General features: G+C 47.3%; 24 protein-coding genes. All 24 read left to right on the top strand.

Features of this window, described 5'->3' with window-relative positions:
• The first annotated feature begins 134 nt into the window (after window positions 1-134).
• The 24 genes from C8U37_RS05645 (at window position 135) to C8U37_RS05530 (ending at window position 25032) form a co-directional block, all read left to right on the top strand.
• Window positions 135-1277, top strand: coding sequence for an RNA-guided endonuclease TnpB family protein (locus tag C8U37_RS05645; RefSeq protein WP_108032279.1), 1143 nt, complete (start codon window positions 135-137; stop codon window positions 1275-1277).
• Window positions 1278-1559: 282 nt separating this feature from the next.
• Window positions 1560-2246, top strand: a complete 687-nt coding sequence (gene ftsE, locus C8U37_RS05640; RefSeq protein ID WP_086629500.1) for a cell division ATP-binding protein FtsE — start codon at window positions 1560-1562, stop codon at window positions 2244-2246.
• Window positions 2236-3123, top strand: a complete 888-nt coding sequence (gene ftsX, locus C8U37_RS05635) for a permease-like cell division protein FtsX (RefSeq protein ID WP_108032278.1) — start codon at window positions 2236-2238, stop codon at window positions 3121-3123. Before ftsE ends, ftsX begins: the two co-directional genes overlap by 11 nt.
• A gap of 552 nt (window positions 3124-3675) precedes the next feature.
• Complete coding sequence (locus C8U37_RS05630) at window positions 3676-4407, top strand: response regulator transcription factor (RefSeq protein ID WP_108032277.1); 732 nt, start codon at window positions 3676-3678, stop codon at window positions 4405-4407.
• Window positions 4404-6164, top strand: a complete 1761-nt coding sequence (gene pnpS, locus C8U37_RS05625; RefSeq protein ID WP_108032276.1) for a two-component system histidine kinase PnpS — start codon at window positions 4404-4406, stop codon at window positions 6162-6164. The genes C8U37_RS05630 and pnpS overlap by 4 nt, the downstream gene beginning before the upstream one ends.
• Before the next feature lie 218 nt (window positions 6165-6382).
• Entirely contained in the window at window positions 6383-7348 is a 966-nt protein-coding gene (locus C8U37_RS05620) for a PstS family phosphate ABC transporter substrate-binding protein (RefSeq protein ID WP_211306136.1), read from the top strand.
• An 86-nt stretch (window positions 7349-7434) separates the two neighbouring features.
• Window positions 7435-8364 carry a phosphate ABC transporter permease subunit PstC gene (pstC, locus tag C8U37_RS05615; protein WP_108032275.1) on the top strand — a complete coding sequence of 310 codons (930 nt, stop codon included), beginning with the start codon at window positions 7435-7437 and terminating at the stop codon, window positions 8362-8364.
• Window positions 8364-9236, top strand: coding sequence for a phosphate ABC transporter permease PstA (gene pstA, locus C8U37_RS05610; RefSeq protein ID WP_108032274.1), 873 nt, complete (start codon window positions 8364-8366; stop codon window positions 9234-9236). Before pstC (C8U37_RS05615) ends, pstA (C8U37_RS05610) begins: the two co-directional genes overlap by 1 nt.
• A 50-nt stretch (window positions 9237-9286) precedes the next feature.
• A complete protein-coding gene (gene pstB / locus C8U37_RS05605; protein WP_106449387.1) occupies window positions 9287-10036 on the top strand; it encodes a phosphate ABC transporter ATP-binding protein PstB in 750 nt (249 codons plus the stop codon).
• 66 nt (window positions 10037-10102) lie between these two features.
• Window positions 10103-10777, top strand: a complete 675-nt coding sequence (gene phoU / locus C8U37_RS05600; RefSeq protein ID WP_108032273.1) for a phosphate signaling complex protein PhoU — start codon at window positions 10103-10105, stop codon at window positions 10775-10777.
• A 376-nt stretch (window positions 10778-11153) separates the two neighbouring features.
• Entirely contained in the window at window positions 11154-12014 is an 861-nt protein-coding gene (locus tag C8U37_RS05595; protein WP_108032272.1) for a phosphate ABC transporter substrate-binding protein PstS family protein, read from the top strand.
• Between the two features lie 98 nt (window positions 12015-12112).
• On the top strand, window positions 12113-13030 hold the full coding sequence (gene pstC / locus C8U37_RS05590) for a phosphate ABC transporter permease subunit PstC (RefSeq protein ID WP_108032310.1): 918 nt from the start codon (window positions 12113-12115) through the stop codon (window positions 13028-13030).
• A 2-nt stretch (window positions 13031-13032) separates the two neighbouring features.
• Window positions 13033-13917 carry a phosphate ABC transporter permease PstA gene (gene pstA, locus C8U37_RS05585; RefSeq protein ID WP_108032309.1) on the top strand — a complete coding sequence of 295 codons (885 nt, stop codon included), beginning with the start codon at window positions 13033-13035 and terminating at the stop codon, window positions 13915-13917.
• A gap of 33 nt (window positions 13918-13950) precedes the next feature.
• Complete coding sequence (gene pstB, locus C8U37_RS05580; RefSeq protein ID WP_108032271.1) at window positions 13951-14757, top strand: phosphate ABC transporter ATP-binding protein PstB; 807 nt, start codon at window positions 13951-13953, stop codon at window positions 14755-14757.
• Window positions 14758-14769: 12 nt separating this feature from the next.
• Window positions 14770-15534 carry a phosphate ABC transporter ATP-binding protein PstB gene (pstB, locus tag C8U37_RS05575; RefSeq protein ID WP_108032270.1) on the top strand — a complete coding sequence of 255 codons (765 nt, stop codon included), beginning with the start codon at window positions 14770-14772 and terminating at the stop codon, window positions 15532-15534.
• Between the two features lie 43 nt (window positions 15535-15577).
• Window positions 15578-16246 carry a phosphate signaling complex protein PhoU gene (gene phoU / locus C8U37_RS05570; RefSeq protein WP_108032269.1) on the top strand — a complete coding sequence of 223 codons (669 nt, stop codon included), beginning with the start codon at window positions 15578-15580 and terminating at the stop codon, window positions 16244-16246.
• Window positions 16247-16434: 188 nt separating this feature from the next.
• Window positions 16435-16782 carry an ArsR/SmtB family transcription factor gene (locus tag C8U37_RS05565; protein WP_108032308.1) on the top strand — a complete coding sequence of 116 codons (348 nt, stop codon included), beginning with the start codon at window positions 16435-16437 and terminating at the stop codon, window positions 16780-16782.
• A gap of 105 nt (window positions 16783-16887) precedes the next feature.
• Window positions 16888-19737: an excinuclease ABC subunit UvrA gene (uvrA, locus tag C8U37_RS05560; protein WP_108032268.1), complete on the top strand. Its 2850-nt coding sequence runs from the start codon at window positions 16888-16890 to the stop codon at window positions 19735-19737.
• 396 nt (window positions 19738-20133) lie between these two features.
• Complete coding sequence (gene liaX, locus C8U37_RS05555; RefSeq protein WP_170100198.1) at window positions 20134-21645, top strand: daptomycin-sensing surface protein LiaX; 1512 nt, start codon at window positions 20134-20136, stop codon at window positions 21643-21645.
• 41 nt (window positions 21646-21686) lie between these two features.
• A complete protein-coding gene (locus C8U37_RS05550; RefSeq protein ID WP_108032266.1) occupies window positions 21687-22004 on the top strand; it encodes a PspC domain-containing protein in 318 nt (105 codons plus the stop codon).
• Window positions 22004-22348: a phage holin family protein gene (locus C8U37_RS05545; RefSeq protein ID WP_108032265.1), complete on the top strand. Its 345-nt coding sequence runs from the start codon at window positions 22004-22006 to the stop codon at window positions 22346-22348. Before C8U37_RS05550 ends, C8U37_RS05545 begins: the two co-directional genes overlap by 1 nt.
• Before the next feature lie 229 nt (window positions 22349-22577).
• Window positions 22578-23516, top strand: a complete 939-nt coding sequence (gene hprK / locus C8U37_RS05540) for an HPr(Ser) kinase/phosphatase (RefSeq protein WP_108032264.1) — start codon at window positions 22578-22580, stop codon at window positions 23514-23516.
• Window positions 23517-23537: 21 nt separating this feature from the next.
• Complete coding sequence (lgt, locus tag C8U37_RS05535; RefSeq protein WP_108032263.1) at window positions 23538-24374, top strand: prolipoprotein diacylglyceryl transferase; 837 nt, start codon at window positions 23538-23540, stop codon at window positions 24372-24374.
• A gap of 7 nt (window positions 24375-24381) precedes the next feature.
• On the top strand, window positions 24382-25032 hold the full coding sequence (locus C8U37_RS05530) for an HAD-IA family hydrolase (RefSeq protein ID WP_108032262.1): 651 nt from the start codon (window positions 24382-24384) through the stop codon (window positions 25030-25032).
• Window positions 25033-25050 lie beyond the last annotated feature (18 nt).

Here is a 25050-nt window from a genome sequence, read left to right as displayed (position 1 = left end):
GAGGATTCAGCTGGATTTCTGATAATTGGGCGAAAAACTCGCTTCTTCAGAACCTAGATGAAAGCCCATTGGCTCTTTGAGCCAAAATTTACATACACATCTTGCAGCAGTATAATCTATGTGGAGGTGTTGATATGAAACTGAAAGGCATCAAAATCAAACTGATACCTTCCGAAAACCAGAAGGATCAAATTGACATCAATCTCAATCTCCGTCGCTTCGTCAAAAATCAAATGTTGGCCATGCAGCAGACGCGTTATACGTACGGCGGCAAGTATCTCGGGAAATTCGCAATGATATACTGCTTAAAGGGATTGAAATCGGAATTCCCGTTTTTGAAACTAGCCGAAAGCACTTGCTTGGAGTATGCCATTGCCGATCTGGATCAAGCCTACCAACGCTTTTTCAAAGGGCAGAACGATAAACCCAATTTCGAAAGCCGCAAACGGCCACACAACAGCTACAAGTCGAAGGGCATCAACAACAATATCCAGGTGGTGGACAACCACTGGATCAAGCTGCCTAAACTAGGCTTGGTGAAAGCCTATGGCTTGGAACGCATTCAGGGAAAAATCAAGAGTGCCGTGATCCGAAAAGAACCGACGGGTGTTTATTCCGCGACGATTCAAGTCGAACACGAACCGAACTCATGGGCTAAAACCGGCAAACAAGTAGGCCTGGACTTAGGCTTAACGGATTTGGTCAGCCAATCCGACGGATACAAACTCAAAAACAAACAATTTGAACGCGCCATGGCCAAAAAGCGGCGCATCTGGGAACGCAAACTTGCGCGTCGTCGTTTGCAGGCCAAAACAAAAATGGAAGAGGCCCGGAAAGCCGGCGTCGAACTCGAACTTTCGGATTTCAAGAATGTTCAGAAAGCAAAGCAGCAAGTGGCGCGCATCAACAAAAAAATTGCCAACCAACGCGAAAACTACCTTCAGCAGTACACAACCAAACTAGTCAAAGGCTTTGACACCATCGTCATGGAAGATTTGAAAACCAAGAATCTTCTGCAGAATCATCATCTTTCACGTTCGATCGCTGACTCTGCCTGGGCGAAAATCAAGTCCATTCTGACCTACAAATGCGATTGGTACGGTAAAGAATTGATTCTGGTCGCTCCACAATACACCAGTCAAATCTGTTCCGCTTGTGGTGAAAATACGGGGAAGAAACCCCTGCACATCCGTGCCTTCGTCTGCCCACATTGCGGAACCCATCACGACCGGGACATCAATGCCAGCATCAACATCTTGAACAAAGCGTTCGCCTGACGTCAAAAGGCAAAGGTACGGGACAGTCTGCTCACATGAGCAGTAAGCCTTGGTTCATAGGAGAAACCGCTGATAGTCAGAAAAACTGACTGTCAAGTATGCTCTGTTCCCAGAAGCTCTGGTCATTTAGGACCGAGCAGTCCCCGAGAAACTATTGACACATACTTGTAAAGAAACTAAAACAGACATACTTACACAACGTGCTATAATAGGGAAGCATTCTTGCGGCCTCTGAAGCTTTCAGAGCGGCAGCAAGGAAAAAAAGAAAAGACAGGTGATAAAATGATTGAAATGCTGAATGTCTCTAAGAAATACAACAACGGCATTACGGCGGTCAATAATCTGAGCGTGAAGATCGAGCAAGGGGAATTTGTGTATATTGTAGGCCCCAGTGGAGCCGGCAAATCAACCTTTGTCAAAATGATGTACCGCGAAGTAAAACCATCCTCAGGAACAGTTCAAGTAGGCAAATATAATTTAACGACCATGAAGGAAAAGGAAATCCCATTGTTGCGTCGTTTTGTGGGCGTAGTCTTTCAGGATTTCAAACTATTACCTAAACTGACCGTATACGAAAACATCGCCTACGCGATGGAAGTAGTCGAAAAAAGTCCAAAAGTCATCCAGAAGCGCGTATTGGAAGTGCTTGATTTGGTTGGCCTGAAGCATAAAGTCCGGATGTTCCCGAATGAACTTTCCGGCGGTGAACAGCAACGGATTGCGATTGCGCGTGCGATTGCGAACATGCCAGGCGTCCTGATTGCGGATGAGCCGACAGGTAACTTGGATCCGGATACGTCGATGGAAATCATGCGCATTCTGGAAGAAATCAATAACCAAGGGACGACAATTCTGATGGCAACCCATAACAGCCAAATCGTTAATGACATCAAGCACCGTGTATTAGCAATAGAGAATGGCCGTATTGTCCGAGATCAACAAGAAGGAGAATATGGATATGAAATTTAGAACATTTATGAGACACATAAGAGATGCGTTCAAAAGCCTGTTTCGGAATGGTTGGATGTCGATAGCCTCGATCAGTGCGGTGGCGCTGACCTTGCTGCTTGTGGGATCCTTTACCGGCATTCTCTTGAACGTGAACAAATTGGCTTCTGACGTCGAAAATGATGTGAGTGTAAAAGTTTACATCGACCTAGCGGCTGATCCGGCCGCACAGGAAGTTTTGAAGACAGAACTGGAGAACATCGCCAATGTGGAATCCATCACTTTCTCAAGCAAGGACGAGGAATTGGATAAGATCATCGGCAGCTACGGCGATGAGTTCGACCTGTTCGGTGGGGATGCCAATCCGTTGTATGATGCTTACGTCCTGAATACGACGGCTCCGGAGCAGACGAAAGCGGTAGCTGAAGCAGCATCCGCCATGCAGTATGTCACTCAGGTCGAATACGGCGGTGCCACAGCGGATAAATTGTTCGAGACGATCGCAACGATCCGTACGATCGGGCTTGTCATCATCATCGGCTTGCTGTTGGTTGCCGTATTCCTGATTTCCAACACGATCCGAATCACCATCTTTTCCCGCAGCACGGAGATCGAAATCATGCGTTTGGTGGGTGCAAAAAACAGCTTCATCAGATGGCCTTTCTTGATTGAAGGGGCTTTGATCGGTTTGGTGGGGGCTTTGATCCCTACAACTTTCCTAGTTTTCCTTTACCGGTTCATCTTTGATGTGAGCGGAGACTACTTGGCCGGTACAAACTTCGGGCTCTTGACTCCGAATCCCTTCCTTCTCTACATCAGCCTTTTGATGGTGGGCATCGGCATCTTTATCGGAGCATTCGGTTCCGTATTCTCGATGCGCCGATTCCTGAAAGTTTAATCGAGCTTAAAATGAATAGATTGTATTCAAACGGGATTGCCTCACTATGAGGCAGTCCCGTTTTTTTTGGTGCGCCCGGCAGTGAGAGGATAGGTTCCCATAGTTTTCAGCGTTGAACTCCGGCGAACGATGGAGTCGCAGGAGTTCAGCCGGCATTTTTATTCCGAACTCCGATGAAACCAGCTACACCGGAGTTCGCGCTGATCATTAACTGTGTTCTCCGGTGAATGGCCGCCTCACCGGAGCTGTGGTTCGATAACATAGATTTCCGTCGGCGAACACTGTAACGCACTGGTTCATTAATTATTTTCCAATTCGAATATATCTCCAAAAACCGCAATAAATCATATATACAGCGCACTTCCTGGATCCAGTTCATCTGAAAAACAAAAAATACCCGGTGAAATCCGAATTGCCGTTTTCCAACATTTTTAGTATGCTAAAACAGAAAGCGAGTCAATCAGGAAGCTGAGGCGCTTAGAATACGGACATTCGTAAAATACGTGGGATGGCATTCGCCATCCTGGACCCCAATCGGTCAGAGGAGGACACATGAAAAAAGTTTTGCTAGTGGATGATGAACCATCCATCGTTACATTGTTGGCTTTCAACTTGGAAAAAGACGGCTACGAGGTGACAACTGCCACGGACGGAGCGGAAGGCTACCGTTTGGCCATCTCGAATCCCTTTGATTTCATCATTTTGGACCTGATGCTGCCGTCAATGGACGGAATGGATATCTGTAAACGTCTGAGACAGGAAAAATTTGATACACCGATCATGATTTTGACAGCAAAGGATGATGAATTGGAGAAGATCATCGGACTTGAGTTGGGTGCGGATGACTATATGACGAAGCCGTTCAGCCCACGCGAAGTATTGGCCAGGATGAAAGCTATCTTAAGAAGGACGAACAAACCGGTTCCGGCAGAACCGGTTGCGGTGACTCAACCAGACTTGATCGAAGATGAAACGGAAAAAATCGAAGTGGGCGAGATCACTATTTTCCCGCAATTGTATGAAGTTCATGTAGCCGGAAAGCTCATTGAAGTGACGCCGAAAGAATTTGAGTTGTTGCTTTACATGGCGAAGCGTGCCAATCGCATCTTGAGCCGGGAACAGTTGTTGAACGCAATCTGGAATTTTGATTATGCCGGAGAAACGCGCATCGTTGATGTGCACATCAGCCATCTCCGCGAAAAAATCGAAAAAGATACCAAAAATCCGCAATACATCCGTACGGTCCGAGGCTTCGGGTACAAATTCGAGGTAGCTAAGCCATGAAGCAACTGCAATTGCGGATGCTTGCCACATTTTTGCTGATCTTCGCGTTATTCAGTGTGGCTTTCGGAATATTTCTGGAGACAGTGTTAGGGAATTACACGCGGAACTTGCAAAGTGAGCTGCTTGTTGAACAGACCCAAATAGTGGGTACACTGCTCCAAAACAGTACGGAGGGCAGTGAGTGGGTTTTTGTTGAAGAAGAGTTGGATAAAATCGATGCTTTCACGGAAGACAGGATCACTTTGGTCGATACTGATGGGGTCGTGCTTTATGATTCGCAGATCACTACAGTTAATCTGGAGAATCATCTGCGACGGGAAGAAATTCAAGAGGTTCTTTCCGGGGAGGCTTACGGAACAGGTCAACGAAAGAGCGAAAGCACCAAACAGGAGCTGTATTATGTGGCTGTACCCATCTATGATGAGGCAGGCACCATCGTTGCGATTATCCGATTATCCAGACCGCTGAGCGCCTTGACGGTCAGCAAACGCATTGAACAGTCCCTTTACGTTTTTATCCTATTGGCTTTGGTGGTAGCGTTCATACTCACTTATGCTTTGACGAAACGTATCGGCAGACCGATTGATGCCGTTATGGATGTTGCCAAAAATCTTTCTGATCATCAATATGATGCGCGGTATAAAGGCAAAGGCTTCGGCGATTTTCAGAAATTGGGAGAAACCATCAATGAGCTTGCCGAGAGTCTGGATAATCAAATGAATGAAATCAAGCAAAATGATGAACGACTTACGGGATTGATCAACCATCTGGTTATCGGCGTGATGCTTTTGGATGAAAATAAGGAAATCACAATGGTCAATGCTGCTATGCAGGAAATATTGAGCGAAAGCGAAGAATCATTGGTCGGCCAATCCTATGTTGAGGCAGTCAGCAGTTATGGGCTCAGCCATATGATTGAACGAGCGTACAATTACAGAGAGCCGCAGAATGACGAAATTTATTTTTATTATCCGAAAGACAGGGTCGTCGATGCCAATATCGTCCCGATCACAAGCAGGAAGCCGGGCGAAATGAACTTGATCGTCCTCCTTTACGACATAAGCGAAATCCGGCGACTGGAGAAAGTCCGGACGGATTTTGTTGCGAATGCATCCCATGAACTGCGGACACCCGTCACAGCCTTGAAAGGATTCGCTGAAACGTTATTGGATGGCGCAATGGAAGATCCCGTCATCCTGAAACAATTTTTGGAGATCATCTTGGCTGAAAGTACACGACTGAATCTTTTGGTGAATGACATATTGGAACTATCGAAGTTGGAGCAGCGGCAAGTGCCGCTTGCGCTGCAGGAAGTGAACATATCGGAAGCGGTGTTGGCGACGTTCCAGTTGGTCGATCAGAAAGTGAAAGAGAAAAATATGACATTGGAATTGGTGGAAAAGGACTTCGTCACCTTACAAACGGACCCGAACCGTTTGAAGCAAATATTGGCGAACCTGATCAACAATGCCGTCGTCTACACGCAAGCCGGAGGGCATATTACAGTCACTGTCGAGAAGACGGCTGAACAAGTCCGTCTGCACGTTGCCGATAACGGCATCGGGATACCGGAAGCCGATCTGGGAAGAGTTTTTGAACGCTTCTATCGCGTCGACAGAGCGCGGAGCCGAAACTCCGGAGGTACCGGATTAGGCTTGTCGATTGTGAAGTATTTGGTCGAAAACATGAACGGAACGGTGACTGTGGCAAGCAAGCAGGGGAAAGGGACGACCTTTACGGTGACGTTGCCCCTATAAAATAGATTCAAATACGAAAGCTTTACAGGCGAGAAACGCGTCTGTAGAGCTTTTTTGCTAGGATTCTGAGGGCTTGTTTACAAAACATTTACAAAAAAGAGGGCAACTCAACAAAAACTTTACACGAAACCGCAAGGAAATTAACAATGGACCGTTAATATTAGGGTTGTGAACAGGCAATGACGTTCAAATAACCTCAACATAAAGGATGGTAAAAAATGAACTTTGGCAAATTATCTAAATTCGCAATGGCTTTAACTATCGGGGCTACATTGGCGGCTTGCGGCAATGGTGACGGCACAACTACAGAAAGCGGTGCGGAAACGGGAAGCACGACTGCAACCGGAAGTGGCACAGTTTTAGTCGATGGATCTTCTACCGTATTTCCAATCATGGAGGGTGTAGCGGAAGAATTTTCAATCGCTAATCCGGATATAAAAGCAACTATCGGTGTATCCGGTACAGGTGGCGGATTTGAGAAATTCATCGCAGGCGAAACAGACATCAGTAATGCTTCACGTCCGATCAAAGACGAAGAAATCGCCTTGTTGGAAGAAGCAGGCATCGAATATACAGAGTTCCAAATTGCTTTGGATGGCTTGACAGTAGTTGTGAACAGCGATAACGACTGGGTGGATCAATTGACTATCGAAGAATTAGCGATGATCTGGACAGAAGGAACTGGCGTAGAAACATGGGCGGATGTCCGTGAAGGCTGGCCGGAAGAAAAAATCGAGTTGTTCAGCCCAGGTACTGACTCAGGAACGTACGATTACTTTGATGAAGTGATCTTGGATGGCGAACAAATCAACAAAGCGGCTTCATTATCTGAAGATGATAACGTCTTGGTACAAGGTGTTTCCGGATCCGCAAATGCTATCGGCTACTTTGGTTATGCATACTTCCTGGAAAACAGTGACATCGTTAAAGCTGTTCCGATCGTAAATGGTGAGGGCGTTGCAGTCACACCTAATGATGTGACCGTTCAAGATGGATCGTATGAGCCTCTATCTCGCCCATTGTTCATCTACGTGAAGAACGAGTCATTGAAAAACGAGAGCGTCTACGCGTTCACAAAATACACGTTGGAAATGGCAGCCGATATGGCAGCTGAAGTTGGTTATGTAGCACTACCGGCTGAAACGTACGAAGCAGCTTTGACTACGCTGGAAGGCTTGAAATAAACAAAACCAAATAAATAACTAAGGGATGTGAGGGAAGCGAGCGTTTTGCTTCCCTTGCATCTCATCTTTATTAGAGGAGAATCAATATGTCCAAATCTGTCAAAGACTTGATGAACGAAAAAAGTTCACGACAAAAATCTTTGCAATTTACAGAAAAAGCAATGCCTCTTTTTTTTCTGGTCTGTGCGATCATTTCGGTCCTGACGACATTCGGGATTGTGTTCACGTTGGCAAAAGAAACAGTCACGTTTTTCAATGATGTTCCGATCCTGGAATTCCTTACCGGAAGAGAGTGGTATCCTTTCTTCAAAAATGATCCCAGTTTTGGGATTTTGCCGTTATTGAGTGGAACATTCTTGATAGCAGGCATTGCGATGCTCGTAGCCGTACCGCTCGGTCTAGCCTCAGCCATCTATTTGAGCGAATATGCAACCGAACGGACCAGAAAAATCGTCAAGCCGGTTCTGGAGGTTTTGGCCGGAGTTCCTACGGTAGTGTACGGGCTGTTCGCCTTGACGTTCGTTACCCCTTTGCTGCAGACAGTTATCCCGAACTTGCCGATATTCAATGCGCTAAGCCCTGGTATTGTTGTGGGGATCATGATCATCCCACAAATCACGTCCTTATCGGAAGAGGCGATGGGAGCTGTGCCAAATGCTATGCGCGAGGGAGCCTTAGCTTTAGGGGCTACCCGTTTGGAAGTGGCGCTGAAAGTCATTTTGCCGGGGTCCTTGTCGGGGATCATCTCTTCCATAGTCTTGGGAATCTCCCGTGCGGTGGGCGAAACGATGATCGTATCCACAGCTGCTGGCTCCACTCCTAAATTTACGCTTGATGTAACAGAATCCATCCAGACGATGACTTCCTACATTGTTCAGGTCAGCATGGGGGATGCCACATATGGTTCAACCATTTACTACAGTATCTATGCAGTAGGGATGACGTTGTTCCTCTTCACCTTGCTGATGAACCTGTTGGCGAATTATGTGTCTCGTCGTTTTAGGGAGGAATATTGATGAAATTAGTAGAGAAGAACAACAACAGAATCAGGAACCGGCTGATGTTGAATAACGTATTCAAGGGGCTTTTCTTTCTGGCCACGTTTTTTGGGATCGTCGTCTTGGCCATCCTGGTCATGCGGATCGTCTCGCAAGGAGCCAGCTATCTTGATTGGGATTTCCTGAGTAATTACGCCTCCAGAAGACCGGAGGATGCGGGCATCAAAGCAGCTATTTCGGGAACCGTTTGGATCATGGCCATTGTCGCTCCAGTATCACTCATTCTGGGTGTCGGAACGGCGATCTATCTTGAGGAATATGCTCCCGATAATAAATTTACGCACTTCATCGAGTTGAATATTTCGAATCTTTCCGGCGTGCCGTCCATTGTTTTCGGGCTCTTGGGGTTGACGGTATTCGTCCGCTTGCTGGAAATGGGTCGAAGCGTTCTGGCGGGCGGATTGACCATGAGCTTGATGATTTTGCCTGTAATCGTTGTTTCCAGCCAAGAAGCGATTCGCGCCATTCCAAAGGAACAATATGAGGCCTCTTATGCGATGGGGGCCACGAAATGGCAAACAATCCGGACAGTCGTGCTCCCAGCGGCAGTGCCCGGCATCCTGACCGGATCGATATTGGCTCTTTCAAGGGCGGTCGGGGAGACTGCACCGCTATTGATGATCGGAGCGATGACCTTTATCGCTTATGTTCCGGAAAACATATTATCCGGGTTCACGGCAATGCCGATCCAAATTTTCAACTGGGCAGGACGGCCCCAAGAAGAATTCCAGGCAGTCGCTGCAGCAGGAAGTATTGTCTTGATGCTTATGTTGGTCATCATGAACTCACTGGCGATCTATATCCGCAATAAATTCTCGAAGCGTTATTAAATTAGGAGGGTACTCATTTGAATCCAGAAGTGAGCTTAAAAGATAAAAAAATGATTTACAGCGTGAAAGATTTCAACTTATGGTACGGAGATACACACGCCCTGAAAAACATCCAACTTGATATTCCAACGAAAGAAGTCACGGCGATCATCGGACCATCAGGATGCGGCAAGTCCACTTTCATCAAAACCTTGAACCGGATGGTCGAGTTGGTTCCGAGCGTAAAAATGACGGGATCGATCAATTATAATGAACAAAACATTTTTGATCCAAGATACAAAGTGGAACAACTGCGCACGGATGTGGGGATGGTCTTCCAAAAACCGAACCCTTTCCCAAAATCGATCTATGAAAATATAGCATACGGGCCTAAGATCCATGGCATCAAAGATAAAACCATTTTGGACGAGATTGTTGAAAAAAGTTTGAAAGGTGCAGCTCTTTGGGATGAAGTAAAAGATCGTCTGAAGCAGAACGCCTTTGGGTTATCCGGTGGACAACAACAACGTTTGTGTATCGCCAGGAGTCTGGCGGTGGAACCGGAAGTCCTTTTGATGGATGAGCCGACTTCCGCATTGGACCCTATTTCGACGTCCAAAGTCGAAGATCTTATCCAGACTTTGAAAAAAGACTACAGCATCATCATCGTTACCCATAATATGCAACAGGCAGCCCGGATTTCGGACCAAACGGCCTTCTTTTTAAATGGAGAAGTGGTAGAATATGATAAGACGGAAATCATTTACTCCAATCCGAATGACAAACGCACAGATGATTATATCTCTGGCAAATTCGGTTAAGACTGGGCTATAATGGGATAAGAGATGCACTGTGATGCATAATGACATGTAACAGGGGGCGAAAAGATGAGAAAGATTTTTGAAGAAGAATTGCAGGATTTGCACGTACTTTTCTCTGAAATGGGGAAAATGGTGAATGAAGCAATCTACATATCTGTTAAAGGTTTTGTGAATCATGATAAAGAGCTTGCTGCGGAAGTGATAGCGAGTGATATCGCCATCAACCAAAGAGAAGCGGAAATCGAAAAAAGATGCTTTGAATTGATTGCGTTGCATCAGCCGGTCACCGGCAATCTCCGCAGAATCGTTACCATCATGAAGGCATGCGCGGATTTGGAGCGTATGGCAGACCACGCCGTCAGTATTGCGAAGTCTACCATCCGTGTAAAAGGGAACAAGCGCAATTCCGATATCGAGGCAGCGATCGCCGAGCAATCAGAAAAAGTGAAAATCATGGTGGAGGAAGTCCTTACTGCCTACATCAAAACGGACATCGAAAAAGCCAAAGAAGTCGCTCTGAGCGATAAACTGGTCGATCAGGCAGCCGAACATATCTACGGACGCGCCATCGAAGAGATGAAGCTGGATCCGGAACTTGTTCTGGGAGCGACCGACTACATCATGGTCGCGGGCTATCTTGAGCGGATCGGTGATTATGTAACAAATATTTGTGAGTGGATCATTTATTTGGGAACAGGGAAAATCATCGAATTGAACACAAACAACAAATTCGAAGACTGACAGATTTATGAATGCAGGATGAGAAAAGATAACGCCAGGAAGAACGCGCAATCGAACCCGATTGTGCGGCATCTTCCCGGCTTTTTTTGTGCGTTCTTGAATCACAGCAGCCAAATGAAGAGCATTGAAAATACTCATGAAAATGTAATATATATTTCTGCACCAGATATAAGACAAGCGTTCCGCCAATTTGTTATAATGTGGATAATCATAGAGTAAATTTACAGAAAAATAACGTAAACTCAACGTTACAATGTTCCATCAATAAAATATGTGGTGGATTTACATAAAATTTACAAAAGAGATACGAAACATTTACAAAAATTCGTTACGATGGATAAGTATGTGTTCAAGGTAAATACATGGGAGGTCAACAATGAAATTAAGATATGTTTCAGCCATAGTCAGTCTCGCTGCCGTTTTTGCGCTGTCTGCCTGCGGACCTGTAGTCGATGAGGAATCCATCACCGCGGTCGGCTCTTCTGCGCTGCAGCCGTTAGTCGAGGCCGCTGGAGAACAATTCAGTGCGGAAAATATCGGGAAATTCGTCAATGTCCAAGGCGGTGGTACCGGAACAGGCTTGAGCCAGATTGCCGCGGGGGCGGTAGATATCGGCAATTCGGATATTTTTGCCGAAGAGAGGGAAGGAATCGATGCCAGCCAATTGGTGGACCATCGTGTCGCCATCGTCGGGATTACGCCGATTGTGACGCCGGGCGTCGGTGTAACCGATCTTTCCATGGAAGAGTTGCGGGGCATCTTTACAGGCAAATACAGCAATTGGTCCGAATTGGGCGGAAAGAATCTGCCAATCGTCGTATTGAATCGTGCGAAGGGGAGCGGTACCAGGGCGACATTCGATAAATGGGTTCTGGCCGGAGAAGAAAGCATCATTACCCAAGAGCAAGAATCCAACGGAACCGTCCGTCAGATCGTTGCTTCAACACCAGGAACCATCAGCTATGTATCGTTCTCTTACATCAACGAGGATGTCGAGGCGCTTTCCATCGACGGGGTAAAGCCGACACCGGAGAACGTTGCGACAAACGCATGGGTCATCTGGGCCTATGAGCATATGTACACAAATGGCGAACCGACGGGATTGACGAAAGAATTCCTGGATTACATGCTGTCTGAGGATGTACAAGGCAATCTGATCGAAGCGTTGGGATACATTCCTTCGACACAAATGAAGGTCGATAGGGACCTAGAAGGAAACGTCACACCAATTGAATAACAGCAACCGAATATTATTGTGATGAAAGGTGGCCGCCTTTTAGGAGGGCAGCGCCTTTCGTTGCGGCTCAAAGTTTAAGAGGAGGGTTTCTCTTGGAAATGACACCAGGAAACTTAATGAAAAAGTCAAGTAAACGCAGATTGGAATCGTTTGGACGCACCATCAGTCTGATCAGCACAGCGGTCATCGTCTTCATCGTGCTGTCCATTCTATATTTTGTCACCAGCAAAGGGATATCCACCTTTGTTACGGATGGCGTATCACTAGGGGATTTTTTGACGAAAAGCATCTGGAACCCCGGTACCGTCGCTGATGACGGTACACCATTGGTCGGAGCCTTGCCGATGATCGCAGGCTCATTTTTGGTCACTTTGATTTCCGCAGCTTTTGCGACGCCGTTCGCTGTGGCTGCTGCCTTGTTCATGACGGAAATATCACCGAAATCCGGAAAAAAAATTCTGCAGCCGGTCATCGAACTGCTTGTCGGTATTCCCTCGGTCGTGTACGGATTCATCGGCTTGACGGTCGTCGTGCCATTTGTCCGGTCCCTTTTCGGCGGTACCGGATTCGGTATTTTGTCTTCCACTTTGGTCCTTTTCGTCATGATCTTGCCGACGGTGACCAGCATGTCAGTGGATGCTTTGAACGCAGTCCCTCGCCATTACCGGGAAGCTTCCCTTGCTATGGGAGGGACGCGTTGGCAGACCATTTATAAGGTGGTTTTGCGGGCAGCGACACCGGGCCTGCTGACGGCAGTCGTCTTCGGGATGGCGCGTGCGTTCGGAGAAGCTTTGGCGGTTCAGATGGTCATTGGTAATGCGACTTTGATGCCGAACAGCCTGGTGACGCCGGCTTCGACATTGACAAGTATTTTGACGATGAGCATGGGGAACACCGTGATGGGAACCTTGGAAAACAATGTCCTCTGGTCATTGGCGACCATCCTCCTTTTGATGGCTTTATTCTTTAATATTTTGACACGCTACATCGGTAAGAAAGGAGCCGTTAAAAAATGAACATGGATCCCAAAAAAGTAGACAAATTTATGGTCGGCCTGATCTATCTGTTTTCCGGAACGATCATCCTTATTTTGGCAAGTCTGCTGCTCTTTATCTTATGGCGCGGCCTGCCCCAGTTCTCATGGGAATTTCTGACGGCTCCGGCAAAATCCTTCCAAGTAGGCGGCGGAATCGGAATACAGTTATTCAATTCCTTTTACCTCTTGATCCTGACGATGCTGATCAGCACGCCACTAGCGCTGGGAGCGGCGATTTACCTTTCGGAATATGCACCTCAAAATTGGTTTACCGACATCATCCGTACTGCTATCGAAGTTTTGAGTTCATTACCGTCAGTTGTAGTCGGACTCTTCGGGTTCCTGATTTTCGTCATCCAGTATGATTTTGGCTTCTCGATCCTTTCGGGAGCCTTGTCCTTGACCATTTTCAACCTGCCGCTTTTGACGCGTACGATCGAAGATTCCTTGCGGGCGATCCCGTCTTCCCAGCGTGAGGCTGGCTTGGCATTGGGCCTTTCCCGTTGGGAGACAGTGACGCTGATCATTCTGCCGGCTGCTCTGCCGGGTATTCTTACTGGGATGATTTTGGCTGCTGGCCGTATTTTCGGTGAAGCTGCCGCATTGATCTATACAGCCGGACAGAGCGCGCCGGCTTTGGATTTCGCAAACTGGAATCCGCAATCCATCACAAGTCCTTTAAATATTTTCCGGCCTGCCGAAACATTGGCTGTGCACATCTGGAAGATCAACAGTGAAGGCGTGAAACCGGATGGAGCGGAAGTGTCCGCTGGTGCCTCAGCGGTATTGGTGTTGGCTGTCCTCATCTTCAACCTGACTGCAAGAAGTTTGGGCAGAAGGTTGCAGAAAAAGGCTACTTCAGCATAGAACCGGAAAATTGACTTGAAGGAGGGACCCTTGATGGGAAATGAAAACACATTGGCAACGAATATCATCCGGATGCGTCCTGAGGCTGAAGTTGCCCTGAAGACAAATGATCTGCATGTTCATTATGGCGATTTTGAAGCAATCAAAGGCGTGTCCATGGAATTTGAAAAGAATAAAATCACCTCGCTGATCGGACCGAGCGGGTGCGGAAAATCGACTTATCTTCGTTCGTTGAACCGGATGAACGACACTGTTCCCGGCGCAAAAGTGACTGGGGAAATCATTTACCAAGGCATCGATGTGAACGTGCCTGAAGTAGATGTATTCGAAATGCGGAAAAATATCGGGATGGTATTCCAAAGGCCGAATCCTTTCAGCAAATCGATTTATGAGAACATCGCTTTTGCGCTGAGAAGGCACGGCCTGAAGGACAAAGCGACATTGGACGAAATCGTCGAAACCAGCCTGAAACAAGCTGCCCTTTGGGACCAAGTGAAGGACCAGTTGAACAAGAGCGCCTTAGCGCTTTCCGGTGGCCAACAGCAGCGCCTCTGCATCGCAAGGGCGATCGCATTGAAGCCGGATATCCTGCTTTTGGATGAACCGGCCAGCGCGTTGGATCCGATATCGACTTCCCAAGTCGAGGAGACCTTGCTGGAGTTGAAGGAAAAGTATACGATCATCATTGTTACACACAATATGCAACAAGCATCCCGGATCAGTGACTATACGGCGTTCTTCTATTTGGGCAATGTCATTGAATATGATGAGACCAGAAAAATCTTTACCCGTCCGAAGATTCAACAGACGGAAGATTATGTTTCTGGGCATTTCGGCTAGGAGGAAAGCAACGTGAACAGCACAAAACCCATTATTGAAACGCGTGATGTACATTTATATTACGGAAAGAACGAAGCGCTGAAGGGCATTTCGCTTGATTTCCATAAAAAAGAAATCACGGCTCTGATCGGTCCGAGCGGATGCGGGAAATCCACCTACTTAAGGACCCTGAATCGCATGAACGACTTGATTCCGGATGTGACGGTCACCGGGAAAATCAGCTTCAATGATCAGGACATCTACAGTCCTCAGATGGATACTGTAGAGTTGAGGAAAAAGGTCGGAATGGTTTTCCAACAGCCGAATCCATTCCCGTTTTCGGTATTCGACAACGTGGCGTATGGCTTGCGCATCGCCGGAATGAAGGACAAAGAAAAAATCGCCCGGATTGTGGAAGAAAGCCTGAAGAAAGCGGCTGTTTGGGACGATGTCAAAGATAAATTGGACCAGAGCGCCTTATCTTTATCCGGCGGCCAGCAGCAACGTGTCTGCATCGCCCGGGTCTTGGCGATCGAACCGGAAGTCATCTTGTTGGATGAGCCGACGAGCGCGTTGGATCCGATTTCCAGTGCGCAGATCGAACGGATGCTGATGGAATTGAAAAACGAGTACACGATGATCATTGTTACGCACAATATGCAACAAGCATCGCGGATTTCTGATAATACTGCCTTTTTCTTGAGTGGAGAATTGATTGAATTCGGGGAAACGAGCCAAATCTTCACCAATCCAAAAGAAAAACAAACGGAAGATTATATTTCTGGACGTTTCGGCTGATCCGTTGCATAATGAAAAATATTTACAAAGGGGTTGGTTTGTGATGAGACGAGTGTTTGAAGAGGAATTAAAGAGTTTGCACGCTCACTTTTTGAAGATGGGTGTGTTGGTCAATGAAGCAATCCAGAAATCAGTGGATGCTTTTGTCACGCACGACAAAGAATTGGCGCAGCAAGTCATAGATGAAGATGCGGCCATCAATAAACTAGAGAACGATCTGGAAATCGAATGTTTCGAACTGATAGCCTTGCAACAGCCAGTCACTACGGACTTGCGCAAAATCGTGACGGTGATGAAGGCCAGCGCGGATCTGGAGCGGATCGGCGATCATGCGGTCAGTATCGCAAAATCGACGATCAAAGTGAAAGGCAACAAGCATGATGCCGATCTTGAAACGGCTATCGCGGAAACAGCCTTGAAGGTCATGGCGATGGTAAAGGAAGTCCTGGATGCTTACGTCGTGATGGATGCCGATCGGGCCCGCGAGATTGCGGCAAGGGATACAGAAATTGATGCTCAGGCAAAAAATATCTACGAAAGCTGCATCGAGCAGATGAAACAGGACCCGGAAATCGTTTTGGGCGGAACCAATTACATGCGCATTTCGACTTATTTGGAAAGAATAGGCGATTATGTAACGAATATCTCCGAGTGGATCATTTACTTGGATTCCGGCGAAGTCGTAGAACTGAATGTCCACCATAAAATTTAATGCGAAAAGCGTTGTGATGCCCAAAAGGTGCCGCAACGCTTTTTTGTTTCTGCGTCGTTTCGGTACCTAAGCTAAGATAGTTCCCTTGCAGCAGCTTGCCTTTGACAGCAAGGGCAATAGCTTTCATAGAACGGATGAATTTGCTAAAATAAGGATTGAAGGTAAGGAATAGGGGTCTTAGTGAGATGATGTCAGACTTGAATACAGAAACGATACAAGCAGTTACGAAAATTTTCAAATTGATCGGCGATCCGACCCGTTTTTTGATCCTCCATATGTTGGAAAATCGGGAACTGAACGTTAATGCCATTGCAGAGGAACTGGATTTGGAGCAATCCGCAGTTTCGCACCAGCTGAAAAAGCTGCGGGAAGCAAAGTTGGTAAAAAGCAGAAGAAGCGGAAAAAATATCCTCTACAGTCAGGATGATCAGCATGTCTACGCAATTCTGCATTTGGCTGTCGAACATACCGAACACGGTAGGGATGATGGACATAAAGAGGCGGATACAGCCGCAGCAGACAAGAAAGAGACTTGAATATTCGTGCGAACTAGTGTTCTTTTCAACCTTGGATATGGTATACTACAGACAATTAGGAAGCAGACGAAAATCAAAGAATAAGTCAAAGAAGGATCTGAAAACATGGCAAAAGACCAAATCATCGTACGGGGAGCCCGTTCGCACAATTTGAAGAATATAGATGTCACCATCCCGAGAGACAAACTTGTCGTCATGACCGGTCTTTCCGGATCGGGCAAGAGCTCGTTGGCTTTCGATACGCTTTACGCGGAAGGGCAAAGACGTTATGTGGAAAGCCTCTCCGCCTATGCACGCCAGTTTTTGGGCCAGATGGACAAACCGGACGTGGACAGTATCGATGGCCTGAGTCCAGCAATTGCGATCGATCAAAAGACGACGAACCGCAATCCGCGTTCGACAGTCGGTACCGTTACGGAAGTCAATGATTTCCTGAGGCTGCTTTTTGCACGTGTCGGGCATCCGATTTGTCCGAATGACGGCACTCCGATCAGCAGCCAATCCCCCGAACAGATGGTGAATCAGGTTCTTGAGCTGCCGGAACGCACGAAACTGCAGATATTGGCACCGATCATCAAAGGGAAAAAAGGCCAGCACAAAAAAGTGTTTGAAGACATCAAAAAGCAAGGCTACGTCCGCGTTCGTGTGGATGGGGAATTATTTGATGTCTCCGATGACATTGAATTGGAAAAGAACAAAAAACATGACATCGCCATTGTTGTCGATCGGGTGGTCATCAAGGAAGGTATCCGCTCGCGAATCTTCGATTCGATCGAAGCGGCGTTGCATCTGGCTGATGGATACGCCGTCGTTGATGTCATCGGCAGTGAAGAGCTTTTGTTCAGCGAACACCATGCCTGTCCTTACTGTGGCTTTACGATTGGTGAGATCGAACCGCGCCTGTTTTCTTTCAACGCGCCCTACGGAGCCTGTTCCGAATGTGATGGGCTGGGGATGAAATTGGAAGTGGATCCCGACTTGATCGTTCCTGATAAGCAGCTTTCCTTGAATGAGGGGGCTTTGGTGCCCTGGAACCCGATCAGTTCGAATTACTATCCGGAAATGCTGCGCCAGTTTTGTGCTCAGAATGGCATCGATATGGACCTTCCGTTTGCCGAATTGAGCAACGATACCCAGCAGAAACTGCTCTATGGTGCTGGAGGCGACCTGTTCCATTTCCATTATCAGAATGAATTCGGCGGTGTCCGTGATGTCGATATCCCTTTTGAAGGGGTCATCACCAATGTCAATCGCCGCTACAAAGAGACATCGAGCGATTTTACGCGCGAAGCGATGCGCCAATACATGACCGAGTTGCCTTGCCATACTTGCCACGGCTATCGTTTGAATGAGCAGGCCCTATCCGTGAAGGTGGCCCAACACGACATCGGTCAAGTCACGGAGTTTTCCATTGAGAATGCGGTCGCCTTCTTCGAAGAGATTTCTCTTTCGGAACAAGAAAAACAGATTGCGGCGCCTATCCTGAAGGAAATTTTGTCCCGATTGACTTTCCTGAAGAACGTCGGCCTTGACTACTTGACCTTGAGTCGGACAGCAGGCACGCTTTCCGGTGGGGAAGCGCAGCGGATCCGCTTGGCGACGCAAATAGGTTCCAACCTGTCCGGTGTGCTCTACATTTTGGATGAGCCATCGATCGGGTTGCATCAACGCGACAACAACCGCCTGATTGAATCGATGAAAAGCATGCGCGACCTCGGTAACACGCTGATCGTTGTGGAACATGATGAAGACACGATGATGCAGGCGGATTATCTGATCGATATCGGACCGGGTGCCGGTGAACTCGGCGGCGAAATTGTGGCTGCCGGTACGCCCGAGCAAGTCATGAAAAACAGGAAATCCTTGACCGGGAAATACCTGTCCGGGAAATTGTTCATCCCGGTCCCGGAGAAGCGAAGAACGGAAGACAAAGGTGCCGTCAAAGTGACCGGTGCTACTGAAAATAACCTGAAGAATGTGGATGCCGCTTTTCCTTTAGGGAAAATCGTCGCAGTCACAGGCGTTTCCGGTTCAGGAAAGAGCTCACTGGTCAATAATGTCCTGAAGACAGCCCTGGCCAAAGAATTGACCCGTACGAAAGAAAAACCGGGCAAGTTTAAGACAATCAGCGGGTTCGAAGGTCTGGAGAAAGTCATCGATATCGACCAAAGCCCAATCGGACGGACGCCGCGAAGCAACCCGGCAACCTACACCAGCGTCTTCGATGACATGCGCGACCTTTTTGCCAGCACCAACGAAGCCAAAATACGCGGCTATAAAAAAGGTCGTTTCAGCTTCAACGTCAAGGGTGGGCGTTGTGAAGCCTGCCGCGGCGACGGCATTCTCAAGATCGAGATGCATTTCCTGCCGGATGTCTACGTGCCTTGCGAAGTCTGCCATGGCACGCGCTACAATTCCGAAACTTTGGAAGTGCAATACAAAGGCAAGAACATCGCCCAAGTCTTGGATATGACGATTGAGGAAGCTTTGGCCTATTTTGAAGCCATCCCTAAAATCAGGCGCAAACTGCAGACCATCGTTGATGTCGGCCTCGGCTATGTGACATTGGGGCAGCCAGCCACTACTTTATCCGGCGGTGAAGCCCAGCGGATGAAATTGGCCAGTGAACTGCAACGCGTATCAAGCGGAAAGACATTCTACATACTGGATGAACCTACCACTGGGTTGCACACGCACGATATCGCCAGATTGCTGCAGGTTTTGGACCGCTTGGTGGAAGCCGGCAATACGATCGTCGTAATCGAACACAATCTCGACGTGATTAAAACGGCCGATTACATCATCGATATGGGCCCTGAAGGCGGTGCCGGCGGGGGGACCGTTCTCGCAACCGGCACTCCGGAAGAAATCGCCGAAGTGAAGGGAAGCTACACCGGCCAATTCCTGAAACCCATTCTGGAACGGGATAAAGCAAGAAACAAAAAGACAAAATAGATAGCGAAAGGCCAGCCGATTCCGGTTGGCCTTTTTTCCTCGTAATAAGTAGGAAAGTATGTGGTTTTTTGAATCATAAGTGCATCACCTTTGGTGTTCAAATCATTGGCTAGCTTCACGGGTTAGCCCTTCGGAAATTAGATAAATCGTGCCTATTGCGCTCTACGATGCTCAGTCGGCTCGATTTCCTAAATTTCTTTCAGGGCTGAACGAACCCGTTCCGCTTTTCTTACAGTCCTCTAGTCATTTCTGCTGAAGGGAAAATCAATCTTAAGACCTATGACAAGGGAAAAGAAATTGGGCATAATAAGTACATAAGCAACAGATAATCAGAAACAGGCAAACTGTCCCATATCAGTGAATGGATAAATGGATAACCATCAAGGAGGAACTACCATGAATGAAAGAGACCGTATTTTGGCGTTGGTAAGAGAAGGCATCATCACTACAGAAGAAGCCTTGGTGCTTTTGGAAAACTTGGCGAAGCGCGAAGGAAAAGATGCTGTGAAGTTGAATCAGCAGCAAGATTTTACCGATACACCCGATATTGCATCAGAATACACAGAGCAGACTGATCAAGCATCCGCTCAAGAGCGGGAAGACCGCAAAAATTTGGAAAAGATTTTGGATGAATTGGCCAGCGAGATTTCCTATTTCTCCTCTCAGATCGATGGAAAAGGCGAGGCGCTCCAATCGCTGAAAAAACAGATCAACGACAAAGCCGAAAAAAGGCAAGAATTGGCGACAGCCGATGAACTGGGCGATTTGACGGGCGAGCAAGAAATTACCTTGATGCGCTTGGATGAAGAGCTGGAAGGTCTCCGCGGGCAAGCTGCCGCACTGGAAGCCGAAAAAGCCGAGATGGAACAAAAAATGCGCAGCCTCAAGAAAGAGCATGTGGAAAACAGTGTGAAATCTTTTGGCGAGAAACTGGGTAATAAAGAGGACTGGAAAGATACAGCCACCAATTTCACGGATCGCCTCACCAAGGCAGGCGCACAATTAAGCAAATTTTTGACCGATACAGTGCAAACGGTCGTAGAGAATGTCGATTGGAAAGATACAGATTTCAACATCAAGATCCCTGGGTTGATCACCAGCAAATTCCAACATGAATTCACATTCGATAAAAATACAGCGACGATACTTGATTTCCAACTGGCAAACGGCAATGTGACGCTGCAGAGTTGGGATAACGAAACCATTTCGGTCGCCGCGGATGTGAAAATCTATGGGAAAACCGAAGAAGCGACAGCGAAGGAAGCATTCGATGCTCGGAGCACGCTGGTGATGGATGAGGATAAATTCACTTTCCGCGTTCCAAATAAACGGGTGAAATGCGATATCGTCGTGTCCTTGCCGAAACGCGAATACGATTACGTCGCAATCAAGATGTTGAACGGGAATGCGACCCTGAAAAACATTGAAGGAAAAGATTTTTACATCAAATCCACGAACGGCAATATGGTAATCTCAGGTCTCAAGGCAATCATGTTGGAGACGGATGGCGTCAACGGGAACCTGGATGTCTCAGAAAGCACGATTGTTGATGTTCTGGCAAAGACCATCAACGGCAGCCTGACGATGAAGAGTGATGTCATCAGCGCAACTGTTTCCGTTGTGAACGGCGATGTGAAACTTTCCTATCCGGGAACCAACGCCAAACAAATCCAAGCCAGCTCCGTCAACGGGTCAGTCAAGCTGTCCTTGCCTGCTGTCAAAAGCGCAGAAGTGAAAGCCAGCAGCTCTTTGGGGAAAATCATGAACCGGATGGAAAACATTGAAATCATCCGTCAAAAAAATGAACACACCAATAAGTACTTGGAATTCAGACGAATGGACGAGGAAGCGCCGGTTATGGTAGAATTAAAGACAACAACAGGAAACATATTCTTAAAAAATAACTAAAAATAGCGACAATAAATGGCATATATAAGGAGAGAACGAACATGAAAAAATTAACTAAATCTGCTACAGACAGACAAGTCAGCGGTGTTCTGGGGGGTATTTCCGAATACTTCGGCATCGACTCGACGATTGTGCGTGTGGTATTTCTGATTTCCGTATTTGCGGGTGTCGGATCGCCCGTGTTGCTGTACATCCTGATGGCGGTACTGATGCCTGAACCGGGTCGAAATGACAGCGGACAATCGTTCGGCGGAACGTATGGTTCCTCATCTTCCCGCCGCGGAACCGACACTTCGAGATCTGTAAAAGAAGCAAAACCAGTGGAAAAACAAGAAGAGGACGACTGGAGTGATTTCTGATGGGGTTTTGGAAGAAAGCGGCGGTCAACTCGCTGGTGTTCATCGCTCTGGCTTATTTTATGGCACCTTCGTTCTATGTGCATAGCCTTTGGACGGCATTTTGGGCCAGCATCATTTTGGGCATCGTCAACTTTTTGATCAAACCAGTGCTTTCGATCCTCTCGTTCCCGATCACAATCCTTACATTCGGATTGTTCAGCTTCGTCATCAATGGCTTTATGCTGTATCTGACGTCTTGGTTGGTCGGTCCCGGATTCCACTTCACGAGCTACGGCACAGCGTTCCTGGTGGCTCTGATCATGTCGGTCGTGCATATGTTCCTGAACAGGGACGACGCGCGTTAACCAACAGGGTTCTGTTGCGGCACTTAGCTCCAAATAATATAAAGTAAGGCAGTTGAAACGATTGTTTCAGCTGCCTTTTTGTTCTTTCGTATGCATGCATAAAATGTTATGATGGATAGGAATACAATAAACCACAAGCGATTCAATCATTGTTTGCGGCAAGATGAGAATGTAAAAAAATCCTGTCCGATCTGGGTCAGGAAATTATATGATAGAGCGAGGGATAAGAATGGCGAATACAGTCACTGTACAGGAATTAGTGGATTCTTCAGGTTACATTGTACTGAGCGGAGAAGAATTTTTGGGCAACAAGATCACGACCAGCGAAATCTCCAGACCTGGCGTTGAATTGACAGGTTTCTTTAATTTCTACCCGTCAGCCCGTATCCAGTTGTTGGGGAAAACGGAACTGACATTCATCGAGAGGATGACCGCCGAAGAGCGCCTGATCGTCATGAGGCGACTATGCAGCAAAGAGACACCTTGCTTCGTTATCGGACGCAAGCTGCAGGCGCCGGCAGAATTGACGAAAGCCGCGGAGGAAGCCGGCATACCGATCCTTTCGGCGCAGTCCAGAACGACAAGAGTATCCAGTAACATCACCAATTTCCTTGAAGCGCAGTTGGCGGAACGGGTTTCGATGCACGGGGTTTTCGTGGATATTTTTGGGATGGGCGTCATGATTACAGGGGACAGCGGCGTCGGGAAGTCGGAAACGGCTTTGGAATTGATCCAAAAAGGACACCGTCTGGTTGCTGACGATCGCGTCGATCTGTATCAACATGATGAAAATACGCTGATCGGTGAGGCACCGGGCATCCTACGCCATCTGATCGAAATCCGCGGAATCGGCATCATCGATGTGATGACGCTGTTCGGGGCCGGTGCAGTCAAACAGACCAATGAAGTCAATCTGATCGTTAACCTGGAGCTCTGGAGCAAAGACAAGAAATTTGAACGTCTGGGCAGCACGGAGGAAATCGTGAACATTCTGGATGTCGGCATCCCTAAAATAACGATTCCGGTAAAGACAGGGCGAAATCTTGCGATCATCATCGAAGTGGCAGCCATGAATTTCCGTGCGAAAACCATGGGCTACAATGCCGCTGAGACTTTCGAAAGAAATTTGGAAGCCTTGATAAAAGAGAACGTCCAAAAAAATGATTAGGTTTGCATAAAGGAGAATGAAATGAATAATTTGATAGCCGCATTGAACCCCGTCGCATTGTCGTTCGGTGGGTTGGAAATCCGTTGGTACGGTGTCATCATTGCGGCAGGTATTCTCATTGCCATGACATTGGCGACGAGAGAGGCCGACAAAAAAGGGTTGGATCCGGATTTCATTGTCGATATGATGTTCTGGACAATACCGATCGGGATCATCGGCGCCCGCATTTACTATGTATTGTTTGAATTGGATTATTATTTGCAGAATCCAGGCGAAATCATTCAGATCTGGAATGGTGGCATCGCCATTTACGGGGCACTGATAGCCGGTATTTTGACGATTTACTGGTACACAAAACGAAAAGGGATTTCTTTTGCATTGACGATGGATATTTTGGCACCCGCAGTCCTGATTGCGCAATCCATCGGCAGATGGGGGAATTTCATGAACCAGGAAGCGCATGGTGAGGAAGTCAGCCGCGCCTTTTTGGAGAATTTGTTCCTGCACGAATTCATCATTGAACAGATGAATATCAATGGGATTTATTACCACCCGACCTTCTTGTACGAATCACTTTGGTCGTTGGCCGGTTTTGTGCTGATTCTGTTCTTGCGCAGAAAAGAACAGCTATTGCGTGTCGGTGAAGTGATGTTCACTTATGTCATGTGGTACTCGTTCGGCCGCTTCTTCATCGAAGGTATGCGCACGGACAGTCTGTATCTTTTCGGACCTATCCGGGTTTCACAGGCACTGTCCATACTACTGTTCCTCGGAGCGATGGGAGTCTGGGCTTACAGACGCAGAAACAATTATCCGCCTGATCCCTTTTACACGAACATCACCAGAAAGGAAGCATAATTTAAGAATGAATTTCAAAACGGTTTTATTTGATTTTGACGGCACAATTGCCGATACGAACCGGCTCATCAGCGAAAGCCACTTTGTCGTCATGGAGGAAAATTTTCCGGGCCGGTTCAAAAAAGAGGAAATGGTCCAGTTCAACGGTCCCAGTTTAGAGGAAATATACGGGAATCTTGATCAGGGACGACAGGATGAACTGGTCGCCCGATACAGGGAAGTCATGCTGGAGAAACATGATGAAATGATCGGCATGTTTCCGGGCATTAAAGAAGTGCTTGAAAATCTTAAACAGCAAGGCCTCCGCTTGGGAGTAGTTTCAACGAAGCGCAGCGATGTGCTGAAACGGGGTATCGCTATCCTCGGCATCACGGATTATTTTGATACAATCCTCGGCTCTGGCGATTTTTCGCAACCGAAACCTGATCCGGAGTCACTCTTTCTGGCTATGGAGCGTCTGGACGCCGAAAGAGAAACCAGCGTAATGGTCGGGGACAATCACCACGATATAGTCGCAGGCAATAATGCAGGCGTCACAAGCATTTTTGTGGGCTGGTCCGAAAAAACGACTGCCTTCATCCAACCATATCAGCCAACAAAAATAGTCAAAGATCCACAGGAGTTGGAAGAGTACATTCTTTCCGGCGTGAGAGTTTAATGGAGGGGAAGCGAGCAA

The sequence above is a fragment of the Trichococcus patagoniensis genome (genome assembly GCF_003051085.1).
GTDB classification, from domain to species: domain Bacteria; phylum Bacillota; class Bacilli; order Lactobacillales; family Aerococcaceae; genus Trichococcus; species Trichococcus patagoniensis.
Note: the sequence above shows the minus strand (reverse complement) of the source record. Positions and strands in the feature narration are given on the sequence as shown.